Below are 14,891 nucleotides of genomic sequence, written 5' to 3'. Positions count from 1 at the left end.
AGATGAGAAGTGACACAGTGACAAAGGGCGTCCAGCAGGCGCCGCACAGATCGTTGTTTAATGCGCTTGGGATGACCCAGGAAGAACTGGAGAGACCGCTGATCGGAGTGGTCAGCTCCTACAATGAGATCGTCCCGGGGCATATGAACCTGGATAAGATCACTGAGGCAGTGAAGATGGGAGTTGCAATGGCGGGCGGCACGCCGATCATGGTGCCGGCGATTGCCGTCTGCGACGGCATTGCAATGGGACATATCGGGATGAAATATTCTCTTGTGACGAGAGACCTGATCGCAGATTCTACGGAAGCACTGGCAATGGCGCATCAGTTTGACGGGCTTGTCATGATCCCTAACTGTGATAAGAACGTGCCGGGCCTGCTCATGGCAGCAGCGCGCGTAAATATTCCGACCATCTTCGTCAGCGGAGGTCCCATGCTTGCGGGACATGTAAAAGGCGGAAAAACAAGCCTTTCCAGTATGTTTGAGGCTGTGGGAGCCCACGCTGCCGGGAAGATTACGGATGAAGATCTCTGCGAGTATGAGAATAAGGCATGCCCTACCTGCGGTTCCTGCTCTGGCATGTATACAGCGAACAGTATGAACTGCCTGACAGAGGCGCTGGGAATGGGACTTCGCGGAAACGGTACGATCCCGGCAGTCTATTCGGCAAGACTGCAGCTTGCAAAACATGCGGGCATGCAGGTCATGGAGCTGGTAAGGAAGAATATCCGCCCGCGAGATATCATGACAGAGGATGCAATCCTCAACGCGCTGACCGTGGACATGGCGCTTGGCTGCTCCACAAACAGCATGCTCCATCTCCCGGCGATCGCCCATGAGATCGGAATGGATTTTGAGATCGATTTTGCAAATACGATCAGCGAGAAAACACCGAATCTCTGCCATCTGGCACCGGCAGGACACACATATATCGAAGATCTCAATGAGGCCGGCGGTGTGTATGCGGTGATGAATGAGCTGAATAAGAAGGGGCTTCTTAATACAGACTGCATGACAGTCACAGGAAAGACGATCGGAGAGAATATCGCAGGATGTGAAAATAAAAATCCGGAAGTCATAAGACCCATCGACAACCCCTATTCAGAGACTGGCGGACTTGCTGTACTGAAAGGAAATCTGGCTCCTGACGGCAGCGTGGTGAAGCGTTCTGCTGTATGTGACGAGATGCTCGTCCATGAGGGACCTGCAAGGATCTTTGAGAGCGACGAGGAAGCGACAGAGGCGATCAAGTCAGGAAAAATCAATCCAGGAGATGTGATTGTGATTCGCTATGAAGGACCTAAGGGAGGACCCGGCATGAGGGAAATGCTGAATCCTACCTCGGCGATCGCGGGATATGGACTGGGTTCCACGGTCGCGCTGATCACGGATGGCAGATTCAGCGGCGCTTCCAGGGGAGCGTCCATCGGACATGTGTCTCCCGAAGCGGCAGTAGGAGGCCCTATTGCTTTGGTGGAAGAAGGAGACATTATTAAGATTAATATCCCAGAGCTGAAGCTGGAGCTGGATATTTCAGATGAGGAGATGGCGGCCAGAAAGGCAAAATGGCAGCCAAGAGAACCAAAGGTGAAGACAGGATATCTCGCTCGCTATGCATCCATGGTAACATCAGGAAACAGAGGAGCGATCCTGGAGATCCCGAAAGGAAATTAAGGGCCTGCGGAACAGATCATATATCCGGCAGGAATGAGAGATACAGAAAAGAGGATACAGCATGCAGTTAAACGGAGCAGAGATCGTAATCGAATGTTTAAAAGAACAGGGAGTGGACACCGTATTCGGCTATCCGGGCGGCGCCATCCTGAATGTGTATGACGAGCTGTATAAACACAGGGATGAGATCCGCCACATCCTCACATCCCATGAGCAGGGCGCGGCGCACGCGGCGGACGGGTACGCGCGGGCAACGGGCAAAGTCGGCGTCTGTCTGGCGACCAGCGGGCCCGGGGCGACGAACCTGGTGACCGGGATCGCCACCGCGTACATGGATTCTATCCCCATCGTGGCCATCACCTGTAATGTAGGGGTGTCGCTCCTGGGGAAAGACAGTTTCCAGGAGATCGATATCGCAGGGATCACAATGCCCATCACAAAGTACAGTTTCATCGTAAAAGATGTGACAAAGCTGGCGGATACGATCCGCAAGGCGTTCCGCATCGCGCGGACGGGAAGGCCCGGTCCTGTGCTCGTGGACATCCCGAAGGACATCACGGCAGCGGTCACAGAGTACCAGAAAGAAGAACTCGGGAAATATATTCCCGACCAGTCTCATATGAATGAAGAAGAGGTCGCGCGCGCCCTTGCGATGCTCGAGGCTTCGGAAAAACCGTATGTCTTTGTGGGCGGCGGCGCAGTGACTTCCGGGGCCAGCGGAGAGCTGAAAGAATTCGTGGAAAAGCTGGATGCGCCGGTCACGGATTCCCTGATGGGGAAAGGCGCATTCCCGGGAACGGATCCGCGGTATACGGGAATGCTGGGAATGCACGGTACAAAGGCCTCTAACTACGGGGTCAGCGAATGCGACCTTCTCGTAGTCATTGGGGCGAGGTTCAGCGACCGTGTGACAGGAAACACGGCGACATTCGCCAAAAACGCGAAGATCCTGCAGATCGATATCGACCCCGCGGAGATCAATAAAAATATCATTGTCACAGAGGAGCTGATCGGGGATGTGAAAGAGGTGCTCAGGGCGCTCAACAGGCGCCTGAAGCAGCAGTCCCATCCGGAATGGATGGAGCAGATCCGTTCATATAAAGAAAAGTATCCTCTGAAATACCATCCGGACGCGCTGACAGGGCCCTTTATCGTAGAAGAGATCTACCGGCAGACAAAGGGAGATGCACTGATCGTCACAGAAGTAGGACAGCATCAGATGTGGGCGGCGCAGTTCTACAAATATACAAAGCCGAGGACTCTTCTGACATCCGGCGGCCTGGGCACGATGGGCTACGGCCTGGGGGCTTCCCTGGGGGCGAAGACAGGCTGCCCGGATAAGACAGTCGTCAATATCGCGGGAGACGGATGCTTCCGCATGAATATGAACGAGATTGCCACCGCGGTAAGGCATAATATCCCGGTCATTGAGGTCGTGGTCAATAACCATGTGCTCGGGATGGTCCGCCAGTGGCAGGACCTCTTCTATGACGAGAGATATTCTGCGACCGTGCTCAGAGATAAGGTGGATTTTGTGAAACTGGCGGAAGCCATGGGAGCGGAAGGGATCCGCGCGGAATCCCAGGATGAGTTCCGGGAGGCTTTTGCCAAGGCGCTGACCCTGAACAGGCCGGTCGTCATTGACTGCCAGATCGACAGCGATGATAAAGTATGGCCGATGGTGGCGCCGGGAGCGGCGATCAGCGACGCTTTTGATGAGGAAGACATGGGGAAATGACCCTGTACGAAACTGCAGGATCAGCCATGCTGATAGAAAAGAGGAAAACAGGAGGTAAGGAAAATGAGCAGAGTGTATAACTTTTCAGCGGGACCGGCAGTGCTGCCGGAGGAGGTGCTGAAGGAAGCAGCAGCGGAGATGCTGGACTATAACGGGACAGGGATGTCTGTGATGGAGATGAGCCACCGTTCCAAAGCATTCGAGGAGATCATCACCACAGCAGAGCAGGACTTAAGGGACCTGATGGGGATCCCGGACAACTATAAAGTGCTGTTCCTCCAGGGCGGGGCTTCCCAGCAGTTTGCCATGATCCCGATGAACCTGATGAAGAACCGTGTGGCGGACTATATCATCACCGGACAGTGGGCGAAGAAGGCTGCAAAAGAAGCGGAAAAATACGGAAAGGTAAACCGTATCGCATCTTCCGAGGATAAGACGTTCTCCTATATCCCGGACTGCTCAGACCTTCCGGTATCTGAGGATGCGGATTATGTCTATATCTGTGAGAACAATACGATCTACGGCACGAAGTTCAAAGAGCTGCCGGATACAAAGGGAAAGACACTTGTGGCGGACGTATCTTCCTGCTTCCTGTCTGAGCCTGTGGACGTGACAAAATACGGCGTCATCTACGGCGGAGTCCAGAAGAATATCGGACCGGCAGGCGTTGTCATCGTGATCATCCGCGAGGACCTGATCACGGAAGACGTGCTTCCGGGAACGCCGACTATGCTTACCTACAAGACGCATGCAGACGCAAAATCTCTCTATAATACACCGCCGGCATACGGGATCTATATCTGCGGCAAAGTGTTCAAATGGATCAAAGCCCAGGGCGGCCTTGAGGCTATGAAAGAGAAAAACGAGAAAAAGGCAAAAGTCCTCTATGATTTCCTGGATCAGAGCAGGCTGTTCAAAGGGACTGTGGAGAAAAAGGACCGCTCCCTTATGAACGTTCCTTTTGTGACAGGGGACGCGGACCTGGATGCAAAATTCGTCAAAGAGGCAAAGGCAGCAGGCCTTGAGAACTTAAAAGGACACAGAAGCGTGGGAGGAATGCGCGCCAGCATTTACAATGCAATGCCGTATGAGGGCGTTGTGGCACTTGTTGAGTTTATGAAGAAGTTTGAAGAGGAGAATCAGTAAAATGTTCAAATATCACTGCCTGAATCCGATCGCCAAAGTGGGACTGGATCAACTGGATGAAAATTATGTAAACACAGAGAACGCAGAGGAGGCGGATGCCATCCTCGTCAGAAGCGCGAAGATGCATGAGATGGAGTTCTCTGAGAACCTGAAAGTGATCGCGCGCGCGGGAGCCGGGGTCAACAATATCCCTCTGGACCGCTGCGCAGAAGACGGGATCGTGGTCTTTAATACTCCGGGAGCGAATGCAAATGGAGTAAAAGAGCTGGTGATCGCAGGAATGCTCCTGGCTGCCCGCGATATCATCGGCGGCATCAACTGGGTGCAGGAGTACGAGGAGGACGGCGACATCGCCAAGATCACGGAGAAGAAGAAAAAGGCTTTCGCAGGGACAGAGATCGAGGGCAAGAAGCTCGGCGTCATCGGCCTTGGCGCCATCGGCGTGCTGGTCGCGAACGCGGCTGTGCACCTGGGGATGGAAGTATACGGCTATGACCCGTATGTATCCGTGGACTCTGCGTGGAGACTGTCCCGCAGCATCTACCATGCAAAGACCGTGGATGAGATCTACAAAGAATGTGATTATATTACGATCCATGTACCGGCGCTGGAGGATACAAAGGGCATGATCGACAGGAATGCCATCAGCCTGATGAAAAAGGGCGTGGTCATCCTGAACTTTGCCCGCGACGTGCTGGTGAACCAGGAAGACATCGTGGACGCTCTTGTATCCGAGAAAGTGCGCTGCTATGTGACTGATTTCCCGACAAAGGAGATCGTGGGCGTCAAAGGAGCTATCGTCATCCCCCATCTGGGCGCATCCACGGAAGAATCTGAGGACAACTGCGCAAAGATGGCAGCGGCGGAAGTGAAGGATTTCCTGGAAAACGGAAATATCACACACTCCGTCAACTTCCCGGACTGCGATATGGGAGCAAAGGGAGAGGGGCCGAGGATCACGATCCTCCACAAAAACATCCCGAATATGCTGGGGCAGTTTACAGGCCTGATGGCAGAGAAAGGGATCAATATTTCCCTCATGACAAACAAGAGCCGGAAAGAGTATGCATACACAATGATGGATGTGGATGCAGAGGTGCCGTCAGAAGTAGAAGAACAGCTCGCAGGCATCGACGGCGTGCTTAAAGTGAGGATCCTTTAAAATAAGCTGGAGCGGACAGAAGGAAAAAACTGAGAATTCAAAAAGCTGGATTTCCAATGGCGGAACACGCTGGGGGATCCGGCTTTTTTTGCGCGATACGCCGGAGAGCGGCGCCTGTGCCTGTGCGGGAAGACCTTTGCTCCTGTACAGACCGCAGGGAAATAAAGATATGGATTGACAAATGTTGTATAAGTGTATACAATTATACAAAATCGAGAAGCTAAGATCTATCCGGGAAATACAGGACCGGAAAGGGCATCGAATATGGAGGAGGCAGATACGATGCAGGACAGGAAAGTATTTATGAACAAGCACACAAATCTTCTGGAGCTGGAGGAGCATATGTTCCCCCTTGTAGATGTGGACACGCCGAATGTGTTCCGCAATCTGTTCCGTTATGATGAGATACCGAAGATCGCGTTTAACGACAGGATCGTGCCGCACAACATGCCGGATGAGATCTGGATCACGGACACGACCTTCCGCGACGGGCAGCAGTCAAGGGCTCCGTATACAACAGAGCAGATCGTCACGATCTATGATCATCTGCACCGTCTGGGAGGACCGAAGGGGAAGATCCGGCAGAGCGAGTTTTTCCTCTACAGCAAAAAGGACAGGGACGCGGTGTACAAATGCCTGGAGAAGGGGTATCAGTTCCCGGAAGTGACCAGCTGGATCCGCGCGAGCAAAAAGGATTTCCAGCTTGTAAAGGATATCGGGCTGAAAGAGACGGGCATCCTTGTGAGCTGTTCGGATTACCATATTTTCTATAAGCTGAAAATGACGAGAAAGCAGGCGCTGGAGCACTATCTTTCTGTTGTGCGCGAGTGTATGGAGACCGGAGTGCGCCCGAGATGCCATCTGGAGGATATCACACGCTCGGATATCTATGGGTTTGTGATCCCGTTCTGCGTGGAGCTGATGAAGCTCATGGAAGAATACAAGATTCCGGTCAAGATCCGTGTCTGCGATACAATGGGCTTTGGCGTGAATTTCCCGGGGGCAGTGATCCCGAGATCCATCCCGGGCATCATCTACGGCCTGATGACACACGCCGGTGTGCCGAGCGAGCTGATCGAGTTCCACGGGCACAATGACTTTTACAAGGCGGTCAACAACTCCACGACGGCCTGGCTGTACGGGGCATGCGGCGTGAACTGCTCCCTGTTCGGTATCGGAGAGCGCACCGGAAATACTCCGCTGGAGGCAATGGTATTTGAGTACGCGCAGCTCAGGGGCACTCTTGATGGGATGGACACGACCGTGATCACAGAGCTTGCGGAATACTACGAAAAAGAGATCGGATACCATATCCCCTCCCGCACTCCGTTCGTGGGCAGGAATTTCAATGTGACAAGGGCAGGGATCCACGCGGACGGCATGCTGAAAAACGAGGAGATCTACAATATATTCGACACGGATAAATTCCTGAACCGTCCGGCGCTTGTCTCTGTGTCCAACACCTCCGGAGCGGCTGGCATCGCTTACTGGATCAACGCGTACTATAAGCTGGCAGGCGAACGCCAGGTAGACAAGAACTCAGAGCTTGTGCGCAGGCTGAAAGACTGGGTGGACAAAGAATATGAGGACGGGCGCGTTACAGTCTTGACAGATGAAGAATTAGTTGCGAAAATAGACAGTGTGTGTGACGAGCTGCACATAACATTATGACCGGCCGGTCTTGGCAGCAGGAGGACTGAAAATGGAAGAGTATCAGGACCATTCCCTGGGCGGGCGTGTCTTCCACAAGATACGGGGAGACATCCTGAACGGGAAATACAAGGAAAATGATGAGCTCAGGGAAAACACCATCGGAAAAGAGCTGGGAGTGAGCCGCACTCCTGTCAGGGAAGCACTGCGGCAGCTGGAACTGGAAGGGCTGGTGACCATCATCCCGAACAGGGGGGCATATGTGACCGGGATCTCCCACAAGGATATCTGGGATATCTACATGATCCGGTCCATGCTGGAAGGGCTGTGTGCCCGCTGGGCTGTGGAGCATATCACGGATGCACAGCTGGATGAACTGGAGGAAACGATCCTTCTCTCGGAGTTCCAGATGAAGAAAGAGAGCGGTTTCAGCGCAGAGCAGGTCACGGCGCTGGACGGCAGGTTCCACTCCGTCCTGTATGAAGCTTCCGGCAGCAGGATCCTGAGTCATGTCCTTGCGGACTTCCACAATTATGTGCAGACAGCCAGGCTGTCGTCTGTGGTGTCAGAGGACCGGGCGAGAAAATCTATCCGTGAACACCGTCAGATCCTGCGCGCGATCAGGGACAGGGATGCTGAGATGGCGGAACAGCTTGCCAATGAGCATATCATGCATGTGATGCAGAATCTGAAAAAGCAGGGATACGAACAGGAGTAAGATCCCGCGCCGGCGGGACAGCTGTGGGAAACCGATGTAAAAAGGAAGATCGATCCAATAGAAATAAGAATCAGGAGGACACCTACAATGGAAAAAATCAAAATGACCACACCCCTCGTAGAGATGGACGGGGACGAGATGACAAGGATTCTCTGGAAGATGATCAAGGATGAGCTCCTCATCCCGTACATTGACCTGAAGACAGAGTATTATGACCTGGGACTGGAGCACAGAAATGAAACAGACGACCAGGTGACCGTGGACTCTGCCCTTGCTACAAAGAAATATAAAGTCGCAGTAAAATGCGCGACCATCACTCCCAATGCAGCCCGCATGGATGAGTATGACCTGAAAGAAATGTGGAAGAGCCCCAACGGAACGATCCGCGCGATCCTGGATGGAACGGTATTCCGCGCTCCCATCGTAGTGAAAGGCATTGAGCCGTGCGTGAAAAACTGGAAGAAGCCGATCACCATCGCAAGACATGCATACGGTGATGTGTATAAAGGATCTGAGATGAAGATCCCGGGAGCGGGCAAGGTAGAGCTTGTCTATACGGCAGAGGACGGCACACAGACAAAAGAGCTGGTACATAACTTTGACGGGCCGGGCATCGTACAGGGGATGCACAACCTGAATAAATCCATCGAGAGTTTTGCGAGAAGCTGCTTCTCCTACGCTCTGGACACAAAGCAGGATCTCTGGTTTGCCACAAAAGATACGATCTCCAAGAAATATGACCATACATTTAAAGATATCTTCCAGGAGATCTATGACGCAGAATTTGACGAGAAGTTCAAAGCAGCAGGCATCGAGTATTTCTATACACTGATCGACGACGCGGTTGCCCGCGTGATGAAGTCAGAGGGCGGCTATATCTGGGCATGCAAGAACTATGACGGAGATGTGATGAGCGATATGGTATCCTCCGCATTCGGTTCTCTTGCCATGATGACTTCTGTGCTCGTATCTCCGGAGGGATATTATGAGTACGAGGCGGCACACGGGACCGTGCAGCGCCATTACTACAAACACTTAAAAGGCGAGGAGACATCCACAAACTCTGTGGCAACGATCTTCGCATGGACAGGAGCGCTCAGGAAGCGCGGCGAGCTGGACGGAAATCAGGAACTGATGGAATTCGCAGACCGCCTGGAAAAAGCAACCATTGATACGATCGAGGCAGGCGAGATGACAAAAGACCTGGCGCTGATCACCACGATCGAAAATCCGACAGTGCTCAACAGCGAAGGATTTATCAAAGCGATCGCAAAGCGGCTGTAAATCTGTACCTGCGGGGGACCAACCGATAGAGAAATGTCCGAAAACCGTCGGTTTGATGCAGGACGTTTTCGCGTCGGTCAGGGATATGGCTCAGGTTCCGGTTCCGTAATCTGGGAAAGACGTAAAAAGAATGGGATACGGCTAAGGACAATTTCAAAGCGGAAGATTCGCCTGCGGCTCAGGCATCCGCTTTGAAATTAACGCCGCATCCCATTCTTTTAAGTCTTTCCAACAGATTACTCCAAGTCACCGTCGCCATATCCCTGCCCGACGCGAAAGGCGCATCAAAGGGGCGGTTTTCTGCGTACATCCGATCGGAAGGGCTCCCCCACAAATCCTGATTTACTGTATAAAAAACTCTCTTTTTTCGGATACTAGTCCTGACGGATCATTGAGGAGGTATATACAGATGGAAGACAGAGCATCCCAGGAGGATTCACAGAAGGAGAGGAACGAGGAGAATACGGAGATCAGGGAGATGGGCACGCTGGATCTGGGAAACGGGCACTCCAGGCACGGGATACAGCTCCTGACGATCATCGGCGAGATCGAGGGGCATGAGGCGGTATCGGGAAATACGAAGGCCACGAAGTATGAGCATCTCCTGCCCAGGCTTGCTGAGGCGGAGGAGGATGACCGGACAGAGGGCGTGCTCATTCTTTTGAACACGCTGGGCGGGGATGTGGAAGCAGGGCTGGCGATCGCGGAGATGATCGCATCTCTGAGCAAACCCACGGTTTCTCTTGTGCTGGGCGGCAGCCATTCGATCGGCGGGCCTCTGGCAGTGTCAGCGGATTATTCCTTTATCGTGCCGACGGGGACGATGATCGTGCATCCCGTGCGGTCTACAGGAATGTTCATCGGGGTAATCCAGAGTTACCGCAATATGGAGAAGACACAGGACCGTATCGCCCGGTTTATCTCATCCCATTCCCGGATATCCCAGGAGAGGCTGCTGGAGCTGATGTTGGATTCTACCCAGCTTGTAAAAGATGTGGGCACAATGCTGGAAGGGGAGGAAGCGGTGAGAGAGGGGCTGATCGACGAAGTGGGCGGGATCAGCCAGGCGTTTGCCAAGCTGCACGAGCTGATCGAGGAGAAAAAAATAATGACATGATTTTCAAATGATGCTATACTAAATAGAGTATGTTTAATTATCAAGGGGGAATTGTATGGCTGCCAGACAGACAAAACGCAGGAAAAGCACAAAGAGCAGGCCAAAGAAAGACCAGCAGAATACAGAGATCCGGGGAGAGATCATCTTACTCGCCATGCTGGCAGTATGTATCCTTCTGGTGCTGAGCAATTTCGGGCTTGGGGGGACTGCAGGGGAGGCGGTCTCATCAGTTTTGTTCGGGCTTTTTGGATTTATGGCATATTTGCTGCCCTTTGCCCTGTTTGGACTTACTGCGTTTCTGATATCCAACAGAGGGAATACACATGCTTATGTAAAGATTGCGGCGGGAGCTGTACTGATCCTGCTGCTTTCCGCTATACTGGAGCTGATCTTTCACTCCTATACACCGGGAGCTTCTCTGCTTTCCTATTACAGAGAGTCCAGCAGGTACCACAATGCCGGAGGGCTGGCAGGGGGATGTATCATCAGTCTGCTCTGTCCTCTCATCGGAGAGATCGGGACATATGTGGTCCTGTTCGTACTTTCCGTGATCTGTGTGATCCTGATCACGGAGAAGACCCTTCTGGCGCCTCTCGGACGCCAGAGCAAAAAGGCATATGAAGAGGCAAGGAAAAAGCACCAGGAGACAGCGGTGATCCGGGCGCGCCAGCGGGAAGAAGCGCGGGAAAGAGCCGCGGAGAAAGCTGAGCAGGGGACGGCAGGCGGGAAGAGAAAAGACCGGAAAGTATCCGGTGTCTCTTTTGCGACGACGCTTGCGCCGGAACAGCCGGAGCCGCAGGAGACAAAGAAAGTAAGAAGGGGAAAGAGACGTTCGCCGGAGATTTATGAGATCACGCCGGACGATATGGAGGACAGCGCACAGACCGGCCAGGGCGGATCCTTTATGGACAGTTTTGTGATCAACCGCGCGGACAGTCCGGGGCAGGATATGCCGGATCCCTTTGCGTCTCCGTCTGACCGGGGAAACAGCGGTCAGGAAAGCCTGGGAGAGACAGCGGCCGCGCATGCGGACAGCGGACCGGCGGAGGCCGGAGAAGGGCCGGGCGCGGAAGCGGCAGACGCGGAAGCCGGCACCAGGAGAAGACGCAGCCGCAGCAGGGCAGAAGATACGGCTGAAGTGGCGGCGGAGACAGAGAAAGTCGCGGCCGCGGCGGAGATGGGGCAGGAAAAGCAACTGCCAGTGTACCATACGCCGCCTCTCTCTCTGCTGAAAAGAGGAAAGAAGACGGGAGGAGACTCGGACGCGCATCTGCGGGCGACAGCTCTGAAACTGGAGCAGACGCTCCAGAACTTTGGGGTGGGCGTGCATGTGACAAACGCAAGCTGCGGACCTTCTGTCACGAGATATGAGCTCCAGCCGGACCAGGGCGTGAAAGTGAGCAAGATCGTGGGTCTGGCAGATGATATCAAACTGAACCTGGCAGTGGCGGACCTGAGGATCGAGGCGCCCATCCCGGGAAAGGCTGCCGTTGGCATCGAGGTGCCCAACAGCGAGAACACGGCGGTCATGCTGAGAGATCTCCTGGAATCAGCAGAATTCAGGAACAGCAGATCCCCGATCACCTTTGCGGTCGGCAAGGATATCGCCGGCAAAGTGGTCGTGGCGGATATAGCAAAGATGCCCCATCTCCTTGTCGCGGGGGCGACGGGATCGGGAAAATCTGTGTGCATCAACACGCTGATCATGAGCATTATCTACAAATCGGACCCGGATGAAGTGAAGCTGATCCTGGTGGACCCGAAGGTTGTGGAGCTGAGTGTCTACAATGGGATCCCGCACCTGATGATCCCGGTAGTCACAGATCCGAAAAAAGCAGCCGGCGCGCTGAACTGGGCTGTGGCAGAGATGGAGAAGCGGTACAAGCTGTTCGCGGAATATAATGTGAGAGACCTGAAAGGGTTTAATGCCAGAGTTGAAAAAGGTGAGACCGGGGAGGAGATAAAGAAAAAGCTTCCTCAGATCGTGATCATCATCGATGAGCTTGCGGACCTGATGATGGTTGCCCCGGGAGAAGTAGAGGGCGCGATCTGCCGGCTGGCACAGCTTGCCAGGGCAGCAGGGCTGCATCTGATCCTCGCCACACAGAGACCATCGGTCAATGTGATCACTGGACTGATCAAGGCGAATATGCCGTCCAGGATCGCCTTTTCCGTATCATCAGGAGTGGATTCCAGGACGATCATTGATATGAACGGCGCAGAGAAACTGCTCGGGAAAGGTGACATGCTCTTTTACCCGTCCGGTTATCCGAAGCCGGTGCGTGTCCAGGGGTCTTTTGTCTCTGATAAGGAAGTCCAGGATGTGGTAGATTACCTTATCAATAAGAACGGGAATGCATCTTATAATGATGAGCTGGAAGAGCATATGAATTCCAATATTCCGGCTGATGGGGCGGCAGCGCCGTCCGAAGCCGGCGATGACAGAGATACATATTTTGTTGATGCGGGGAAACTGATCATTGACAAGGAAAAGGCGTCCATCGGCATGCTCCAGAGGATGTTCAAGATCGGGTTCAACCGCGCGGCGCGTATCATGGACCAGCTTGCAGAAGCGGGAGTGGTAGGCCCGGAGGAGGGCACAAAGCCCAGAAAAGTACTGATGACAAAGGAAGAATTTGAAGAGTATCTTCAGAACCAGTAAATACACAGCGTCATAGGATAAATTGATGCACAGAAGAAAGGCGCAGAGGAGGAAAAAAATGAAGACAGACATTCAGATCGCTCAGGAAGCAAAAATGGAACATATCCGGGACGTGGCGGCGCGTGCGGGTATCATGGAAGATGAACTGGAGTTTTACGGGAAATATAAGGCAAAGCTTTCCGATGAACTCTGGGACCGGATCAAAGACAGGGAGGACGGGAAGCTTGTCCTTGTGACTGCGATCAACCCGACGCCTGCCGGGGAGGGAAAGACAACGACCTCGATCGGGCTGGGCCAGGCGATGGCAAAGCTCGGGAAAAATGCAATGCTTGCCCTGAGAGAGCCTTCTCTCGGACCGTGCTTCGGGATCAAGGGCGGCGCTGCCGGCGGCGGCTACGCGCAGGTAGTCCCCATGGAGGACCTCAATCTCCATTTTACAGGAGATTTCCATGCGATCACCTCTGCAAACAATCTTCTCGCGGCAATGCTTGACAACCATATCCAGCAGGGCAACAGTCTCGGCATCGATCCGAGGCAGGTTGTCTGGAAACGCTGCCTGGATATGAATGACCGCGTCCTCAGGAATATTGTCGTGGGCCTGGGAAATAAAATGGATGGCATGGTAAGAGAGGATCATTTCGTGATCACTGTCGCATCCGAGATCATGGCGATCCTCTGCCTGGCAGATGACCTGGCTGACCTGAAGAAGAGACTGGGGAAGATCATTGTCGCGTACAACTTCGACGGAGAGCCGGTGACAGCGGATGACCTGAAAGCGACAGGCGCTATGGCAGCGCTCTTAAAGGACGCTGTGAAACCGAATCTTATCCAGACGCTGGAGCACACACCGGCGCTCGTGCACGGCGGCCCCTTCGCCAATATCGCCCACGGATGCAACAGCGTGCGGGCGACGAAGATGGCTCTCAAACTGAGTGATATCGCCATCACGGAAGCCGGATTCGGGGCGGACCTGGGCGCAGAAAAATTCTTTGACATCAAGTGCCGCATGGCAGGGCTGAAACCGAATGCCGTGGTACTGGTTGCAACTGTGCGCGCTTTGAAGTATAATGGAGGCGTTGCAAAGGCTGATCTTGCGGAAGAAAATCTGGACGCCCTTGCAAAAGGGATCGCAAATCTTGAGAAACATATTGAGAATATACAGAAGTACGGAGTCCCTGTGATCGTAACTCTGAATTCCTTTGTCACGGATACAGAGGCGGAAAATGAATTTATCCGCAGGTTCTGCGAAGAGCGCGGGTGTGAGTTTGCACTTTCGGAAGTGTGGGAAAAAGGCGGAGAGGGCGGTATCGCCCTTGCTGAGAAGGTGCTTGAGACGCTTGAGAGGAAGGCGTCAGAGTTCCATACACTTTACGCAGACGATCTGCCGATCAAAGAGAAGATCGAGACTGTGGCAAAAGAGATCTACGGAGCAAAAGGCGTTGTCTATGAACCGGCGGCGGAAAAACAGATCGCAAAGATCGAATCCCTCGGGTTTGGCAATGTCCCGGTCTGTATGGCAAAGAACCAGTATTCTCTGTCAGACGATGCGAAGAAACTGGGAAGGCCGGAAGGGTTTGACATCCATATCCGTGAAGTGTATGTAAATGCCGGGGCCGGGTTTGTGGTCGCTCTTACAGGCGCGATCATGACAATGCCGGGACTTCCGAAAGTACCTGCGGCGAACGGGATCGATGTGACAGATGACGGAAAGATCACAGGGCTGTTTTAAACGATAAAG

Annotated in this window: 11 protein-coding genes; 10 read left to right on the top strand and 1 reads right to left on the bottom strand. The window is 53.4% G+C overall.

Annotated elements, in window-relative coordinates:
- The first annotated feature begins 2 nt into the window (after positions 1-2).
- From ilvD to B5G27_RS01790, 7 genes are all read left to right on the top strand, one after another.
- Complete coding sequence (ilvD, locus tag B5G27_RS01820) at positions 3-1,676, top strand: dihydroxy-acid dehydratase (protein ID WP_087177275.1); 1,674 nt, start codon at positions 3-5, stop codon at positions 1,674-1,676.
- 61 nt (positions 1,677-1,737) lie between these two features.
- Positions 1,738-3,414 carry a biosynthetic-type acetolactate synthase large subunit gene (gene ilvB / locus B5G27_RS01815; protein ID WP_087177274.1) on the top strand — a complete coding sequence of 559 codons (1,677 nt, stop codon included), beginning with the start codon at positions 1,738-1,740 and terminating at the stop codon, positions 3,412-3,414.
- Between the two features lie 63 nt (positions 3,415-3,477).
- The gene (gene serC, locus B5G27_RS01810) at positions 3,478-4,560 is read left to right on the top strand and encodes a 3-phosphoserine/phosphohydroxythreonine transaminase (RefSeq protein ID WP_087177273.1); all 1,083 of its coding nucleotides are present in this window, start codon (positions 3,478-3,480) and stop codon (positions 4,558-4,560) included.
- A 1-nt stretch (position 4,561) separates the two neighbouring features.
- A complete protein-coding gene (locus B5G27_RS01805) occupies positions 4,562-5,722 on the top strand; it encodes a phosphoglycerate dehydrogenase (protein WP_087177272.1) in 1,161 nt (386 codons plus the stop codon).
- Positions 5,723-6,004: 282 nt separating this feature from the next.
- Positions 6,005-7,393, top strand: coding sequence for a 2-isopropylmalate synthase (locus B5G27_RS01800; protein WP_087177271.1), 1,389 nt, complete (start codon positions 6,005-6,007; stop codon positions 7,391-7,393).
- Between the two features lie 31 nt (positions 7,394-7,424).
- Positions 7,425-8,090, top strand: a complete 666-nt coding sequence (locus B5G27_RS01795) for a GntR family transcriptional regulator (protein ID WP_087177270.1) — start codon at positions 7,425-7,427, stop codon at positions 8,088-8,090.
- 87 nt (positions 8,091-8,177) lie between these two features.
- Positions 8,178-9,374 carry an NADP-dependent isocitrate dehydrogenase gene (locus B5G27_RS01790; RefSeq protein ID WP_087177269.1) on the top strand — a complete coding sequence of 399 codons (1,197 nt, stop codon included), beginning with the start codon at positions 8,178-8,180 and terminating at the stop codon, positions 9,372-9,374.
- A gap of 178 nt (positions 9,375-9,552) precedes the next feature.
- Here B5G27_RS01790 and B5G27_RS16540 read toward each other — a convergent pair whose 3' ends face one another.
- Entirely contained in the window at positions 9,553-9,684 is a 132-nt protein-coding gene (locus tag B5G27_RS16540) for a hypothetical protein (protein ID WP_275533012.1), read from the bottom strand.
- A gap of 99 nt (positions 9,685-9,783) precedes the next feature.
- Here B5G27_RS16540 and B5G27_RS01785 point away from each other — a divergent pair, with 99 nt between their 5' ends.
- Genes B5G27_RS01785 through B5G27_RS01775 form a run of 3 tightly spaced genes read left to right on the top strand, consistent with a single transcriptional unit; the run spans position 9,784 to position 14,882 of the window.
- Positions 9,784-10,491, top strand: a complete 708-nt coding sequence (locus tag B5G27_RS01785) for a ClpP family protease (protein ID WP_087177268.1) — start codon at positions 9,784-9,786, stop codon at positions 10,489-10,491.
- A 55-nt stretch (positions 10,492-10,546) separates the two neighbouring features.
- Positions 10,547-13,153: an FtsK/SpoIIIE family DNA translocase gene (locus B5G27_RS01780; protein ID WP_087177267.1), complete on the top strand. Its 2,607-nt coding sequence runs from the start codon at positions 10,547-10,549 to the stop codon at positions 13,151-13,153.
- A 58-nt stretch (positions 13,154-13,211) separates the two neighbouring features.
- Positions 13,212-14,882, top strand: a complete 1,671-nt coding sequence (locus B5G27_RS01775; protein ID WP_087177266.1) for a formate--tetrahydrofolate ligase — start codon at positions 13,212-13,214, stop codon at positions 14,880-14,882.
- The last annotated feature ends 9 nt before the right edge of the window (positions 14,883-14,891 follow it).

This window comes from Lachnoclostridium sp. An76, assembly GCF_002161355.1.
Lineage (GTDB): Bacteria > Bacillota > Clostridia > Lachnospirales > Lachnospiraceae > Mediterraneibacter > Mediterraneibacter caccavium.
Note: the sequence above shows the minus strand (reverse complement) of the source record. Positions and strands in the feature narration are given on the sequence as shown.